Annotated in this window: 11 protein-coding genes; 9 read left to right on the forward strand and 2 right to left on the reverse strand. The window is 51.3% G+C overall.

Going from position 1 to position 14,774, the window contains the following annotated elements; all coding sequences use genetic code 11:
* Window positions 1-57 precede the first annotated feature (57 nt).
* The 5 genes from WKJ03_RS15950 (at window position 58) to WKJ03_RS15970 (ending at window position 7,100) form a co-directional block, all read left to right on the forward strand.
* The gene (locus WKJ03_RS15950; protein WP_337843232.1) at window positions 58-1,602 is read left to right on the forward strand and encodes a leucyl aminopeptidase family protein; all 1,545 of its coding nucleotides are present in this window, start codon (window positions 58-60) and stop codon (window positions 1,600-1,602) included.
* 110 nt (window positions 1,603-1,712) lie between these two features.
* The gene (locus tag WKJ03_RS15955) at window positions 1,713-3,011 is read left to right on the forward strand and encodes an NCS2 family permease (RefSeq protein WP_337843233.1); all 1,299 of its coding nucleotides are present in this window, start codon (window positions 1,713-1,715) and stop codon (window positions 3,009-3,011) included.
* A gap of 127 nt (window positions 3,012-3,138) precedes the next feature.
* Complete coding sequence (locus tag WKJ03_RS15960) at window positions 3,139-5,805, forward strand: ATP-binding protein (RefSeq protein ID WP_337843234.1); 2,667 nt, start codon at window positions 3,139-3,141, stop codon at window positions 5,803-5,805.
* A complete protein-coding gene (locus WKJ03_RS15965; protein ID WP_337843235.1) occupies window positions 5,798-6,223 on the forward strand; it encodes an HIT domain-containing protein in 426 nt (141 codons plus the stop codon). Before WKJ03_RS15960 ends, WKJ03_RS15965 begins: the two co-directional genes overlap by 8 nt.
* A gap of 37 nt (window positions 6,224-6,260) precedes the next feature.
* Window positions 6,261-7,100, forward strand: coding sequence for an HDOD domain-containing protein (locus WKJ03_RS15970; protein ID WP_337843236.1), 840 nt, complete (start codon window positions 6,261-6,263; stop codon window positions 7,098-7,100).
* Between the two features lie 63 nt (window positions 7,101-7,163).
* Here the strand turns inward: WKJ03_RS15970 and WKJ03_RS15975 are convergent, their stop codons facing one another.
* Together WKJ03_RS15975 and WKJ03_RS15980 are read right to left on the reverse strand one after the other, a co-directional pair.
* Complete coding sequence (locus WKJ03_RS15975; RefSeq protein ID WP_337843237.1) at window positions 7,164-8,057, reverse strand: recombination-associated protein RdgC; 894 nt, start codon at window positions 8,055-8,057, stop codon at window positions 7,164-7,166.
* A 111-nt stretch (window positions 8,058-8,168) separates the two neighbouring features.
* Window positions 8,169-9,917, reverse strand: coding sequence for an ATP-binding protein (locus tag WKJ03_RS15980; protein ID WP_337843238.1), 1,749 nt, complete (start codon window positions 9,915-9,917; stop codon window positions 8,169-8,171).
* A gap of 273 nt (window positions 9,918-10,190) precedes the next feature.
* Between WKJ03_RS15980 and WKJ03_RS15985 the strand changes: the two genes are divergently transcribed.
* From WKJ03_RS15985 to thrA, 4 genes are all read left to right on the forward strand, one after another.
* Window positions 10,191-10,556 (forward strand): response regulator, encoded by a 366-nt coding sequence (locus WKJ03_RS15985; protein WP_337843239.1) that lies wholly within the window; start codon window positions 10,191-10,193, stop codon window positions 10,554-10,556.
* Window positions 10,557-11,162, forward strand: coding sequence for a chemotaxis protein (locus WKJ03_RS15990; protein WP_337843240.1), 606 nt, complete (start codon window positions 10,557-10,559; stop codon window positions 11,160-11,162).
* On the forward strand, window positions 11,162-12,115 hold the full coding sequence (locus WKJ03_RS15995; protein ID WP_337843241.1) for a diguanylate cyclase: 954 nt from the start codon (window positions 11,162-11,164) through the stop codon (window positions 12,113-12,115). The genes WKJ03_RS15990 and WKJ03_RS15995 overlap by 1 nt, the downstream gene beginning before the upstream one ends.
* A 199-nt stretch (window positions 12,116-12,314) precedes the next feature.
* The gene (thrA, locus tag WKJ03_RS16000; protein WP_337843242.1) at window positions 12,315-14,774 is read left to right on the forward strand and encodes a bifunctional aspartate kinase/homoserine dehydrogenase I; all 2,460 of its coding nucleotides are present in this window, start codon (window positions 12,315-12,317) and stop codon (window positions 14,772-14,774) included.

Raw genomic sequence — 14,774 nt, forward strand, 5'->3', positions numbered from 1 at the left:
GTTTTTTCTGAATGACCTGCCTGCTTGCAGGTCTTTTTATTTATGGGGTACTGAATTATGGCATTTCCAATTCCAGTGGCGGTTGCTGATTTAACGTCAGCCCTGACAGAGCCGCAGTGGGACGCATTGTTAGTGGTGGCTGAAGATTTCTCTGCATTAGCTCCGGAAAAACTGCAGGCCGCTGTGACTGCTTTGCAACAGATTGACCAGCGTATTGGCAAAGAAACTGTGTTGTGTCAGACCGATGCGGCACCGGGCGGGCGGCTGGTTTTAGCGGCGACAGGCCCGCTGCACCGGGATTACGATGACGTACGTGCTTTTACGGATGCCGCGAAGCAAGCTGTGACTCAGGCCAAAGCTGCAGGCGCCCGCTCGCCTTTATTACTGGTGCTGGCACCGCAAACAAAGGAGTTCGCACAGGCTCAGGCTGTTGCTTACCTTGGGGCTTGCCAGGCCTTATGGCAGCCGCTGGAAGGCCGTGAGGCGCTGGGCGAAAGTAAAGTGGAACCTGTACAGCAGATTGGTGTGGTGGGCATCAGCAGCGCAGAGGCTGACTACCTGAATGCAGTGGAAGCAGGTAAAAGGTTGGCGCGCGACTTGTGTGGCACTGAGCCCGAGCGTATGGCACCACGCCGTTTTGCTGATTATTGCGTCGAGGCGTTTGCCGGCACTGCAGTGTCGGTGACAGTGCAAACGGATGTGATGCAGCTGAACCAGGATTATCCGCTGCTGATGGCGGTGGCCCGCTGTTCATTGCAGGTGGAACGCCATAAACCTGCAGTGATCCGTCTGGAGTACCAAGGGGAAGGCCCAATCGAACAGACCTTGTTGTTTGCCGGAAAAGGCCTGGTGTATGACACAGGGGGCGCCGATTTAAAAACCGGCGGTGCCATGGCGGGTATGAGCCGGGATAAAGGTGGCGCAGCTGCAGTGGCAGGCTTTTTAAAGACGGTCGCCTTGCTCAGGCCAAAAGGCTTAAAAGTCGTTGCTGAAATTGGTGCCGTGCGCAACAGCATTGGGGCCGATGCCTTTGTGCCGGACGAAATTATCCAAAGCCATGCAGGTGTACGGGTCCGTATTGGCAATACAGATGCGGAAGGCCGCCTGGTGCTGGCCGACCTGCTATCCCATTTGCGGGAAGAGGCCAAAACGGCTGTGAATCCGATCTTGTTTTCCATCGCGACGTTAACAGGTCATGCGGCCCGCGCTGTCGGGCCTTACAGTGCATTGGTTGAAAACGGTGCCGCGCGGCAGCAACAGTTGTCGGCTCAGTTGGCACAGGTGGGGGACGTGTGGGCAGACCCGAGTGAAATCTCACGCAGTCGCCGCGAAGACTTCAGCTTTATCAAGGGCCGCAGCTGTGCCGACGATATTTTAAGCTGCAACAACGCACCATCCTCCGTGACACCACGTGGTCATCAGTTCCCTATGGCATTTTTAGTGGCGGCCTCAGGCTTGGACCAGCATGCACTGGCATCAGAGCAGCCTGTGCCTTATTGCCATATTGATATTGCCGGCAGTGGTGTGGATGGGGGCGACTGGCAACACAGCAAACCTTCAGCGGCACCGGTGCAGGCACTGGCAGCGCTGTACTGCCGTTAATCGAAGGCATACAAAACCCGGAGCTTTTACTCCGGGTTTTGTGTTTCTGATGCTGCAGTCGCCGTCCAGGCTGCTATGCTATAACCCTTTGAAGATAGTGAGAAAGTTCAATGAAATCTTTGCTGGACCGCTGGTTTCGTATCAGTGAGCGCCAAAGCTCATTAAAAAAAGAGCTGGTTGCGGGTCTGACCACCTTTATGGCCATGAGTTACATCCTGTTTGTGAACCCCAGTATGTTGGCGCAAGCCGGTATGGATGCCGGGGCTGTTTTTGTGGCCACCTGTCTGGCTGCTGCTTTTGGTTCCATCCTGATGGGGTTGCTGGCGAATTTGCCGGTGGCTTTGGCACCAGGTATGGGGCTGAATGCATTTTTTACCTATGTGATAGTGCTAGAGCAGGGGTATGCCTGGCAGACCGCGCTGGCGGCCGTGTTTTGCTCAGGGGTGTTGTTTTTATTGCTCAGTATTTTCCGCATCCGGGAGTGGATTATTCAAAGTATTCCTTTTGCACTGAAGATGGGCATAGCCGCAGGTATTGGCATGTTCCTCGCACTGATCGCATTAAAGACAGCGGCAGTGATAGTGGCAAGCCCAGCGACTCTGGTGAAACTGGGGGATTTACATGACCCTCAGGTGTTGCTGGCTATTTTAGGTTTCTTCCTGATTTTTGCGTTAGCGCACCGTAAACAACAGGCAGCTGTCTTTATCAGCATTTTGCTGATCAGTCTGATTGGCTTATGGCGTGGTGATGTGGAGTTCCACGGGCTGGTGGCTATGCCGCCAAGTCTGGCACCGACTTTTCTGCAGCTGGATTTCGCCGCTGCGCTGCAATGGGTGATGATCCCGGTGATCCTTAGTTTGTTATTTTTGGATCTGTTTGATACCTCTGGTACTTTGGTGGCTGTCAGTCAGCGTGCAGGGCTGATGAAAGCCAATGGCCAGATCCCGCAGCTGGATAAGGCTTTATTGGCAGACAGCTCTGCCACAATAGCCGGCTCTCTGCTGGGCACATCCACGACAACCAGTTATGTCGAAAGCACAGCTGGTGTGGCTGCCGGTGGCCGCACAGGTTTCACTGCCGTAGTGACAGGGATCTGTTTTCTGGCGGCGCTCTGGTTGTCACCGCTGGCCGCTATGGTGCCTGCTTATGCCACAGCAGGCGCTTTGTTTTATGTGGCGACCCTGATGCTCAGCAGTTTGCAACATGTGCATTGGGATGAAGTAACAGAAGCGGTGCCTGTGGTTGTGGTGTTGGTGATGATGCCACTGACTTTTTCCATTGCAGATGGCATAGGTATGGGGTTTATCAGCTACACACTGCTGTGTGCCATGACCGGCCGTTGGTCACAAATCAGCCTGAGTGTCTGGGTATTAACGGCGGTGTTTGTCGCTAAGTTTGTGTTTTCCTGATTGTGCAGGAACAACAGTCAGATGGCGTCTGTACTTGGATCAGGCCTTATTTGCTTGTAGTTCCAGCAGGCTCTTTGTATGCTGATTGTCTTCTTTCAGGACGACGGTTGAACTACCCAGGGTATTCATGAGGTTACGCGAAACATTAGTGGTGTATATGCTACCAGTGATGGTCGTGCCTTTGTTATTTCTGGGCTATTTGTCTTACCACTACAGCAGCCGCTACTATGAGCAGCAGTTGTTTGCCCAAAGCCAAAAACAGCTCAATGCTGCCCGGCAACACTGGTTGCTTGGGTTAAAACATTATCAGGATGCACTGGCGTTGCTGAGTCAGCAACAAAGTGTCAGCCGTTATCTGGCCGGGGACACAGACACCGAAACGGCAGTGATCGACATGTTTGAGCAGTTTCGTTCGGTGAACCCTGACGTTGCTGGTGTCAAGTTTGTTCGTCTGAATGGCGATTACCAACTGCGTTTACCTTTGGATCAGCAACTGAAGGATGCCAACCGGCTGCGCAACCAATATTTCTCCTCATTGCAATCGATGATTGGCGATCAGAGCTTTTTTTTGTCGACTGAGTACGGCTCGGATCAAATCAATCTTTTTGTGGCGCAGAAACTGTATCAGGCCAGATACAGTGGCAATGATATTAAAAAGGTTTGGGGTTATCTGGTGCTGGTCATTAAACCCAACCTGTTTCGTCAAGTGCTGCTGCAGCTGAAATCCCCGCAGCAGGTGCCGCTGTTTATCAGCAATTCGGCCAATATTGCCTTTGCAGAAAATCCGTTGCTGATTGGCAGTGTATTTGGGCCCGCCAATTTTCAGCAATTGCAGCAGAGTGTAGGGCATTCTGAATACGAACAAAGCCTGCTGTTAGGGCAACGTATGTACGTCACCGGCATTGAACTGGATGGCCCTTATCAGTTGCTTCTTGGTTTAACACCAGAGCTGGTGCGGCAGCACCTGGGTTACAAACCTCTGTTATTTGCGGTATTCAGCCTTGTTTTTGTGATAGGGCTGCCACTGTTTTTTTATTATGTACTGGCACGTTTTATTCTGACACCTATTCAGCAACTGACCAATGCGAAGACCACAGTGGGGCGCGGGGATTTGACGGTTCTGCTACCGGTGCAAAAACAGGATGAAATGGGGGACATGTTCGCCGCGTTTAACGTGATGGTCAGGCAGCTGCGGGTCTATCGGGAGCGGGAACGGGCTTATCAGCAACAGCTGGAAGATAAAGTGATCAGCCGGACTCAGGATCTGGCCAGAGCCAATAGTCAGTTGGAAGAAACCAACCATCAACTGGTGCAGGCTCGGGAAGTGGCGGAACAGGCCAGCAGGTTGAAAAGTGCTTTTCTGGCCAATATGAGCCATGAGATCCGCACTCCACTCACCGCCATCCTTGGTTTTAGCGAACAAGCGTTGCAAGAGACTGACCCTCAGCGTCAGCGTGATTATCTGCAACGGGTGCGTAGCAGTGGCGATCATCTGCTGGCTTTAATCAATGATGTACTGGACTTGTCTAAAATTGAGGCGGACAAACTGGAGCTGCTGACAGAGCCATGCTCTTTAGCATCCTTGTTGGACGATACCTTTCAACTTGTCAGACAACAGTCGGAACAAAAAGGCTTGCAGGCTGAACTGAACCTCAATTTCCCCTTACCTGAAATACTGAAGGTCGACAGCCTGAGGTTCCGTCAGGTACTGATAAACCTGACCAGCAATGCAGTGAAGTTTACCCGGCAGGGGAAAGTGGTGATCACTGTCAGTTATTTGGTGCCGCAGGAACAGTTATCGATCCGGATTCGAGATACAGGTATTGGTATGACCCAGCAGGAAATGAATCGTTTGTTTCAGCCTTTTGTGCAGGCCGATGCCGCTGTTACCCGGCATTTTGGCGGTTCAGGGTTGGGCCTCTGTATTTCCAAACGCCTGATGCAGCAAATGCATGGTGATATTCTGGTGGAAAGTGTCAAAGGGGTTGGCAGTTGTTTTGAAATCAGGATGAACTGCGAACATCAGCATCTGAGTCTGGTGTCTGAATTTACCCAAAAACCGGCTGAGCCTGCAGAACCAGGCCTTCCCGTTCATCTCGGTGCTTTGCGTATCCTTGTTGCGGAGGATAATCCGGATAACCAGTTGCTGATTCAGCTGTTGTTACAAAAAATGGGGCTGCAAAGTGAAATCGTCGACAATGGCCACAAAGCGGTAGAGCGGATCTTGTCCGAGCATTTCGATTTGGTACTGATGGATATGCAGATGCCCAAAATGGGGGGGGAAGAAGCCACTATGTTGTTGCGTCATGCGGGCTGTCAGATCCCTGTTATCGCGTTGACAGCCAATGTGATGGCTGAAGACAAAGCCCGTTACCTGAAAGCGGGGTGTCAGGCGGTGCTGGCAAAGCCTATTGTGCATCATGAGTTTGTCCGGTTGATCCAACAGCTATCGAACAGTACAGTAACGGATGACATGCAGCAGCTGAAAGAGCAACTGGAGCAGGACCCCGTGATCCAGCAACTAAAACTGCAGTTCAGAATGCAGCTGCCACAATTGGAACAGCAACTGGAATTATTCTGGACTCAGAAAAACTGGTCCCGGCTGGAGTATGAAGCGCATAGTATCAAAGGCAGTGCCGGCAGTATGGGCTTCCCTGAACTGACAGAGCTTACCGCTCAGATCGAGCAGGCCGTCAAGCAACAGCAGTACCAGCAAGTTCGTCCGCTGCTTGACAGATTACATCATCAGATAGCCAGTATAGTGGCAACAACAGGAGCACCTCTGGATGCCTGAAGACTTTCATTTGGCCTCTGAATTCAGTCGGGACAGCCTGTGGCTGGCCGATTGGCCTTTATGCCAGCTCAGATTACAAAATGATGCCAATTACCCCTGGCTGATCCTAATCCCCAGACTGCCTGACTTAGTGGAAATTATTGATTTATCTGCAGCTGATCAGCAGCAGCTTTGTGTTGAAAGTGCTCATCTGGCTCGTTTTTTACGAGAGAAATTTTCTGCAAAAAAGCTTAATATTGCTGCCCTTGGTAATATGGTGCCCCAGCTGCACATTCATCATATTGTGCGCTACGAAGACGATCTGGCCTGGCCTGCTCCCGTTTGGGGTAAGCACCAGGCCCGGCCCTACAATGAAGTGGAGCTGGCCAGAATGATGCAAAAACTGGAAGGCCTGGGTGCGCCTGACAAAATGTTCTGAGTGTTAACCTGCTGCTTTGGCACAGAGGAATTTTGATATGTCGGCTGAAAATGCCTTGCTTACTATTCTGATTGAAAAAATTCGAACCGACTTACTGGTGCTGCCTACGTTGCCAGAAATTGCCATCCAGGTGCGCCGCACAGCCGACGATGCAAACAGTACACTGCAGAGCATGACGGACGTGATTGCTCAAGATCCGGCGTTGGCGGCCCGGATGATCAAAATTGCCAACAGTGCTTTTATGGGGCGTTCAATCCGGGTGACCTCACTGAACCAGGCGGTGACCCGTATTGGGTTCAGCCAGGTAAAAAATATTGCCACAGCCATGGCGATGGAACAGCTGTTTATCTCTCAGCATGAACAAATTAAAGAGCGCATGGCGCAGGTGTGGAGCGACAGTGTGCATGTCACCAGCGTGGCTATTGCCTGTCTGAAGTTTTATATGGAAAACAACCGACAATGCGGCCTGAACCTGGATGTGATGACGCTGGCGGGTTTGATGCATCAGATCGGCGCTTTGCCTATTCTGACTGAAGCAGAGCGTTATCAGACGGTATTCGGAGATCCGCGTTTTCTCGATCAGGCACTGAACAGTCTGACCGGTCAGATAGGGGCTGCCATTATGCGGGCCTGGGACTTTGCAGAACCATACCCTGAAATAGTGCAAAACTGGAATAACCCTTCCTACCTCACTGTTGAAGCCGGTTATATTGATTTTGTCCGAATTGGCGTGATCAGCCGGACTGTGGCGGATGATGGTCAGCGGTTTGCGTTGCTGCAGCCTTACGTGGAACGGGGATTGCTGCCAGAACTGCACTTTATGAAGCTGCCGGAAATCGGTGGAGTGTCTGAGGAAATCAGAGCTGTGCTGAGCTAATCAATATTGGGGCTGGTATCACAGAGACAAAAAGGAGGCTTAGCCTCCTTTTTGTCTCTGTGATTACTGCTCCAGGTTCTGCAGTAAAGGCTGTAAAGCTGCGCGCAATAATTGATGCATCAGCAGCAAATCGGCATCCAGTCGGGCCGCCAGGTCGTCCCAGCCCATTTCATCATTCTGCTGGCAAACCACGTCATGGAATTTCAGCCGTTTAATGCTGCTGTCTTCACAGACCAGCAGACTGAGTTGCTCAGGTAACTCCAGAGCCAGCCGGGTCACCAGTTTATCTTCCAGATGACTTTGTACTTCGGTTGCGCTCAGCACGTGATTGCTAAAACGAACCTTGGCCCCTTCTTCATCCGGTGCTTTCAGTTCTGCTTCATGGCCTAATTCAAAACCAGCAGGCAACTCCTTCCCTTGCAACCAGAAATGCAGCTGCTGATTGAGTTTGTGATTGTCCAGCAGAGGCAAAGCGGGTAAAGAGCCGAAGGCCTTACGCATCAATGCCAGCACTTCTTCCGCTTTGGAGCTGCTGCTGGTATCAACCAGTAACCACTGTTGTTCACGGTCGTACAAGGCTCGAGTGACACTGGAGCGACTGAAAGCGCGTGGCAGCAATGCCTGAACCAGCTCTTCTTTGAGCGCCTGCTTTTCTTTGCGGCTGAGCGGGCGGCCTTTCTCCTGTTCAGCGGCGGCAATTTTCGGTTCCAGTTCTTCCTGGACTACAGCACCTGGCAGCACTTTTTCCTGACGTTTGACGGCCACCAGCATCAAGTCTGACGTCAGGTGACAAAAAGATTTAAAACTGGGATGCAGCGGGCTGGTAAAACCAATTTTCATCGCTTCCTGCGCCATGCAGGGGCTGAACTTGAATTCGGTCAACTGACGTTCAAGTTGTTCCTGATCGCCGCTCAGCGCTTCATTCACTTTGTAAAGGCGTAAATTTTTAAACCACATAACTTAACTCTGACGCTTTAAACAAAGGCCAGAGTATACATGAGGCGGTTGACCTTTCAGGGAAATTTTGGCTGAAAATCTCACTGCGAGATGTCAGCGCACAGTCATAGTTCAGACATTGCGTTTCAGGTTTTTTGGAAAGCGGATATGGTAGCTTAATCCCTGACCAGGTTCGCTGCTGACCTGAATACTGCCACCCAGTGTCTGGCGGACCAGGTTGTAAGTGATATGGGTGCCTAAACCACTGCCCCCCTGATCACGTTTGGTGGTGAAAAACGGGTGGAACAGTTTTTCCAGCTGTTCCTGCGTCAGACCGCGACCATCGTCTGAATAGGTAATATCGACCATGGATCCTTCATCCAGCACAGTAATACGAATATGGCCTTCGTCCATTTCTTCAAAACCATGGATCAACGAATTCATCAGCAGATTGGTAAAAATTTGCGAAATAGCACCAGCCGGGCAGCTCAGAATCATATTTTCCGGGCAGTTCACATCGATATGATGGCGTGTCTTTTTAAAATTGGGCTGAAGCGAACGAATCACTTCACTCAGGTAATCCGCCAAATTGATGGTGCGCAGCGCGTCACTGGTCTGGTCAACGGCAATTTGTTTAAAGCTGGCAATCAGTTCGGATGCGCGGGTCAGGTTCGACTGCAGCAAGGTACTGCTTTGTTTGGCCTCTTCAATAAAATGTTCCAACATCTTTGGTGTCAGGGTTTTGTCTTTGTACTGGCTTTCCAGTGTGGCCAGCTTTTCCGCCAGAAAACTGGTGGCAGTGACGCCTATGCCAACTGGGGTATTCACTTCATGAGTGATACCTGCGACAAAACCGCCCAGAGCCGCCATTTTTTCTGATTGCACCAGACGATCCTGTGCCTGCTTTAAATCATCGACCGACTTTTCCAACTCGGCTTGTTTTTGCCTTAAGGCTTCTTCACTGTGGCGGCGACGCTCGATTTCTTCGCGCAACGCCTGTTGTTTCACTTCCAGTTCTTGCTTTTGCTGCTGCAGGTCCATCATGGCCTGGCTCAGGCCTGAGGTTTTGCGGGCCACTTCCTGCTCTAGCAGCAAGTTGTGCTGATCAAGTTTTTCGTTGGACTGCAGCAACTGCTTTTGCGTGCTTTCAAGTTGAGACTTGTAATCCTGTACCCGGGCAATCAGCCGGTTAAAGGCATCGGCCATGACCGACAGTTCGTTGCTTTCATTGTGCTGGATCTCGACCCGGGTGCCTTCCAGGTGGTCCAACTCTAAGTCTTCAATTTGTTGAGTCAGTTCATTCAGAGGCAAGGTGAGCTGGCTGCGAAACGCCAGCAAAAACAGAATGATCAGGAAGGTGGTTTTTAACACCGCATTGCCGACCAGGAAATAAATACCAATTTTGATCCGGTCCAGCACCACGGCCCGGCTGGAAAACAAGGTGACATCACCGACTTGGGTGGCCCGGCCGGAGAATTCAAAAATCAGCGGAAAGGTATAACCAAACAACCCTGAGTTTTGTTCAGTCAGCCGCACGCCTTCCTGCACCAGGGAGTTACCATAACGTTCACTGATATCGACATAACGACCGAGTTGGGTGATTACAGCACCGCTGTCATCGCGCACTATGATGCCTTCAATGGCCGGAATAGCCAGCAGGCCATCGGCAATAATCATGGCCTGCTGAGTATTCAGCTCCCAGATGGCACGGGTCAGGCTGCCGGCAAAAGTTTGTTGTAAGGTCGCCAGCTCGCCATTGATATGGTCTTTGGTATTAAAATACTCAGCGACAATCTGACCCAAAGTGACGACAAACGTCAGAATAAAATACACTGACAACACTTTAGTCAGCAGCTTGCGGGATAAACTTTTTTGCTGCATCCGGTTACCTTGCACGGAGATACGGGTTCAGTAGTCTGTAACTAAGTTAAACAAGTTTGTTAAAAATGAAAACACCAGCGCCGAGAAATATCTGTGAGACTAGGCAACAGCGGATCCTTTCGCAACAAAAGTACGGCAATTCACTGAAAAAATTAAATTTTCGCGGTGATCCTGTGGGCAACATAACCAACTTTCAGTTAAGGTAGAAGCGAGTTCATAAAAATGAAAAACAAGTCATAGAAAATGGCAGGAACGACTACGGAGTAATGTTGTATGGCACTGTCAGTGCTGATTTGTGATGATTCACTTCTGGCGCGTAAACAGGTTCGTAAATCTTTACCCGACGATCTGGATGCCGAATTTTTTACCGCTTCTAATGGCCGCGAGGCACTCGAAGTTCTGCAACAACAAGAGATAGGTTTGGTGTTTTTGGATCTGACCATGCCTGAACTGGACGGTATTGGTGTGCTGGAGCAAATTCGTTTGCGGCAGCTGGATTGTTTTGTGGTAGTGGTTTCGGCAGATATCCAACCCGAAATGCAACGCAGAGTCAATGAGTTAGGCGCTTTGGCTTTTGTGCAAAAGCCCGTCAGCGCAGATAAATTATCTGGTCTACTCAAGCAATATGGGCTGCTCTGAATGAACTTCAGTGCCGAACAAAAGGACTGTCTGCAGGAGCTGATCAATGTTGCGATGGGGCTGGCCAGCGATAAACTGGCTCGCTTTCTCGGCACTTTTGTTCATCTGCAGGTGCCTGCCATTGAATTTATTCAGTCCTGCGATATAGCGGAGCACTTTGATCAACATGTGTGCAGCTCAGAGCAGGCCATGATCAGCCAGGGTTTTTTAGGCAATGATGGCATTCGCGGCGAAGCTATTTTGCTGTATCAACTGGAAAGCGCTCACACTCTGGCATCGTTGTTTGACTACGAGCAAGGCACCAGCTCCGATCTTGAAATGCTGATGGATATCAGCACCATTTTAAACAGCACCTTTCTGAACAGTCTCGCCAGTCAAATGATGCTGCAGCTAACCTACAGTGCGCCAAAAACTGTGGCGACGAACGGCGCCGGTGTCAAGGAGGCATTCGTTTTCTCCTTGCAAAACGCACAACTGGCGCTGAAGGTGGATATTCGGTATCAACTGACAGACTATGCCTTTGACTGTGATATGTTGCTGTTGATACCGGGAGACGCTGTGGTGCCGCTGCAGCGTATTCTGAGCTGTATTCTGGAACAATATTAATGAATGAAACCTGGTTATTTGGCCCTGTGTTGAATCAGCTCAACAGCGGGGTGTTAGTCGTGGACCCAGCCTTCAGGCTGGTTTACCTGAATCATTTTCTGGAACGACATGCCAAACTGCAGTTGCAGGATGTAAAAAACAAATCCTTGTTTGAGGTGTTCACCGATCTGCCTGAAAGCTGGCTGCGACGTAAATTCGAAACGGTATTCAGCCTGCAAACGCCGGCATTCAGTACTTGGGAGCAGCGTCAGTATATTGTGAAATTGCCGCATTTGCGCCCGGTCACCAGCAGCAGTCAGTACATGGCGCAAAACTGCACCATGTTGCCGCTGACCGATCCGGAAGGTGGCCAGTATGTTTGCCTGCTGATTGAAGATGCGACGGACGCTTTTGTCTACCAGCAGCATCTGCAACAGGCCATGGCACAACTGGAGCAAAGCAACAGACTCGATGGCCTGACCCAATGCCTGAACCGGCGTTTCTGGGAGCAACAGCTCAAACTGGAAGTACAACGCGCTGAACGGTACCAGACACCTTTGTCGCTGCTGCTGTTTGACCTGGACAGGTTTAAACAGCTGAATGACAGGTATGGTCATCAGGGTGGCGATTTTGTACTGGTGGAGCTGGCCGCTCAGGTCAAACAGTTGCTGCGCGACAGCGACTGGTTTGGCCGTTATGGTGGTGAAGAGTTTGGCATTGTGCTGACCAATACAGACAAAGCCGGTGCTTTTGAGGTGGCTCAGCGTTTATGCCAACAAATCGCAGCGACCAGCTTTCACTATCAGCAACACAAAATACAGGTCACGCTGAGTATTGGTGTGGCGGTATTGCAGAACTTTGATGAACGCGCTGCAGAGCAACTGATCTCAGCGGCTGATCAGGCCTTGTATCAGGCCAAACGCTCTGGCCGCAACCGGGTCTTGTGTTTCGACAGCGGCCTGACCAGTATTTAAACAAAAATGATCTGAACATTTAGATTGACAGACGTCTAAATGTTCAAGCATAGTGGTTTTATGAAAATAAAAAATCGCAATACCGTCACCATTATTACAACCACCAGCCCCACGGGGTAGGAGGTCGGCGGCGTATTGCATCCAGAAAAGGCCCGAGACCTCCCCGTCTCGGGCCTTTTTGCTTAGTAAGGAGTGCAACATGAGGGTACTGAAGTTTGGCGGCTCATCGCTGGCCACTGTGGTCAGGTTTGCGGAGGTCGCTGATATAGTGGCAAGCCAAATCGGCACAGAGCCGGTTGGATTGGTATTGTCTGCACCACAAGGGGTGACCAATACCCTGGTGGAGCTGACAGACCTGGCTTTTTTAGGCTCAGACTACCTGCCGTTGTTGCAGCAATGGCGGCAGCGGCTGGCACAGCTGATTGAAGACGCAACACTGCGGACCAGCGCAGATCAGCTGCACGCTGTTCGTGAATTGGCAGCCGCTCAGGACGAGCGGTTGACTGAAAAATTGCAAGGCATTCGGTTATTGGGTTATTGCCCTGACCATATTAAGGCGCAAATCCTTGGCATGGGGGAGCAATTCAGTGTGGCGCTGATGACGGCACTGCTCAAAGGCAAACAGCTGAAAACTGTGTTACTGGATTCGGTGGCCTTGGTAAAAAGTCAGGGTGATTACCTGAATGCGGTGGCAGATATTGCAGCCTCTGAACTGAGTTTTGCGGCTGCACTTTCCAAACAGCAGGCCCAGGTGTATGTGATGGCCGGTTTTGTGTCCAGCAATGTGCAGGGCGAGCTTTGCCTGTTAGGCCGTAACGGCTCTGATTATTCAGCGGCTATTGTGGCGGCTGCGGTGAAAGCCTCAGTCTGTGAAATCTGGACTGATGTGGACGGCGTCTACAGTGCCGACCCGCGTCAGGTAAAAAATGCCAAGCTGATTTCGCATTTATCCTACGACGAAGCGATGGAGTTGTCGTACTTCGGTGCCAAAGTGCTGCATCCAAAAACCATAGGCCCGCTGGCACGGTTTCAAATTCCTTGTTACATCAAAAACACCCTAAACCCGTCGGCACCGGGCTCCTGTATTGATCAGCACAGCAGTGGCGACAGCTTGGTCAAAGGCATTTCCAGCCTGGAACATCTGGCGCTGATCACGGTGTCCGGCCCTGGTCTGAAAGGGGTGGTCGGCATGGCGTCGCGCGTGTTTGCCGCCATGGCGCGGGAACAGGTATCGGTCAGTCTGATCACTCAGTCCTCATCCGAGTTTTCCATCAGCTTCTGTGTTGCGCAATCCGATTTAAAAGCAGCACAGCAGGCACTGGCGGCGGAGTTTGAACTGGAACTGGCCAACAAATTGCTGCGTCCTGTGCATATTCAGTCAGACATGGCCATTGTCAGTCTGGTCGGTGATGGCATGCGACAGCACCGTGGTGTTGCGGCGAAATTTTTTGCCTCTTTGGCGCAAGCCCGGGTCAACGTGGTGGCTATTGCCCAGGACAGCAGCGAGCGGTCTATTTCGGCGGTGGTGGAGCAAAAATCCTGTCAGGATGCGGTGAAAGTCTGCCACGAAAACTTCTTCAGCCATATCCCAAGCATTGATGTGTTTTTGGTTGGCTGTGGTGTGGTTGGTGGTGAGTTATTGGCGCAGTTTCAACGCCAGCAGGCGTTTTTGCAGCAGCGCAATGTGCGTCTGACCGTCTATGGGATCGCCAACTCCAAAGCCTTGTTACTGGACCCAAAAGGGATAGACCTGGCGCACTGGCAGGCGCAGATGCAAGACACCAAAGCGCAGTTCAGCGTGGCGCAACTGAGCCAGTTTGTCACTGAACAACACCTGACCAACCCGGTATTGATTGACTGTTCCAGTGCCGAACCTGTGGCGGGTCTGTATGTGGATTTCCTCAAGGCAGGTTTCCATGTGGTGACGCCGAACAAAAAGGCCAACACAGCGTCTCTGGATTATTACCGCCAGCTGCGTCAGGTCGCTCAGCAGCACAGACGGCGTTTTTTGTATGAAACCACTGTGGGGGCCGGTCTGCCGGTGATTGACACCCTGCAGGGCTTATTTAATGCCGGCGATGAACTGCTGGCCTTTGAAGGGATTTTGTCAGGTTCGCTTTCTTATATTTTTGGCTTGCTGGAGCAAGGCGTCAGCCTGTCACAAGTGACACAAAAAGCGCGGGATTTAGGCTTCACAGAACCTGACCCGCGCGATGACCTTTCCGGTATGGACGTGGCGCGCAAGCTGCTGATTATGGCACGGGAGTCTGGCCTGATGCTGGACCTGGCCGATGTGGACGTAGAAGGCGTATTGCCTGCAGGTTTTGCCGAAGGCAGTGCTGTGCCTGAGTTTATGGCGCAGTTGCCCCAGCTGGATGCACTTTTTGCCGACAAAGTGGCCGCTGCGAAAGCCAATGGCCAGGTACTGCGTTACATCGCAGAAATCCGCGAAGGGCGCTGTAAGGTCGCGATTAAAGCTTTGGACCTGGATCACCCCCTGGCCAAAGTCAAAGACGGCGAAAATGCGCTGGCGATCCACACCCGCTATTACCAGCCGATTCCATTTGTGTTGCGTGGTTACGGTGCTGGGGCTGCGGTGACTGCGGCGGGGGTATTCAGTGATGTGATGCGGACTTTGTCCTGGCAGCAGGAGATGTAA

The sequence above is a fragment of the Rheinheimera sp. genome (assembly GCF_037442525.1).
Taxonomy (GTDB): Bacteria; Pseudomonadota; Gammaproteobacteria; order Enterobacterales; family Alteromonadaceae; genus Pararheinheimera.

Bases quoted from the DNA above. Each gene is read 5' to 3' on its own strand.
- WKJ03_RS15975 (WP_337843237.1), bottom strand. From the start codon at position 8,057: ATGTGGTTTAAAAATTTACGCCTTTACAAAGTGAATGAAGCGCTGAGC.
- WKJ03_RS15970 (WP_337843236.1), top strand. From the start codon at position 6,261: ATGTCGGCTGAAAATGCCTTGCTTACTATTCTGATTGAAAAAATTCGA.
- thrA (WP_337843242.1), top strand. From the start codon at position 12,315: ATGAGGGTACTGAAGTTTGGCGGCTCATCGCTGGCCACTGTGGTCAGG.
- WKJ03_RS15985 (WP_337843239.1), top strand. From the start codon at position 10,191: ATGGCACTGTCAGTGCTGATTTGTGATGATTCACTTCTGGCGCGTAAA.
- WKJ03_RS15995 (WP_337843241.1), top strand. From the start codon at position 11,162: ATGAATGAAACCTGGTTATTTGGCCCTGTGTTGAATCAGCTCAACAGC.
- WKJ03_RS15980 (WP_337843238.1), bottom strand. From the start codon at position 9,917: ATGCAGCAAAAAAGTTTATCCCGCAAGCTGCTGACTAAAGTGTTGTCA.
- WKJ03_RS15960 (WP_337843234.1), top strand. From the start codon at position 3,139: ATGAGGTTACGCGAAACATTAGTGGTGTATATGCTACCAGTGATGGTC.
- WKJ03_RS15990 (WP_337843240.1), top strand. From the start codon at position 10,557: ATGAACTTCAGTGCCGAACAAAAGGACTGTCTGCAGGAGCTGATCAAT.
- WKJ03_RS15950 (WP_337843232.1), top strand. From the start codon at position 58: ATGGCATTTCCAATTCCAGTGGCGGTTGCTGATTTAACGTCAGCCCTG.
- WKJ03_RS15955 (WP_337843233.1), top strand. From the start codon at position 1,713: ATGAAATCTTTGCTGGACCGCTGGTTTCGTATCAGTGAGCGCCAAAGC.
- WKJ03_RS15965 (WP_337843235.1), top strand. From the start codon at position 5,798: ATGCCTGAAGACTTTCATTTGGCCTCTGAATTCAGTCGGGACAGCCTG.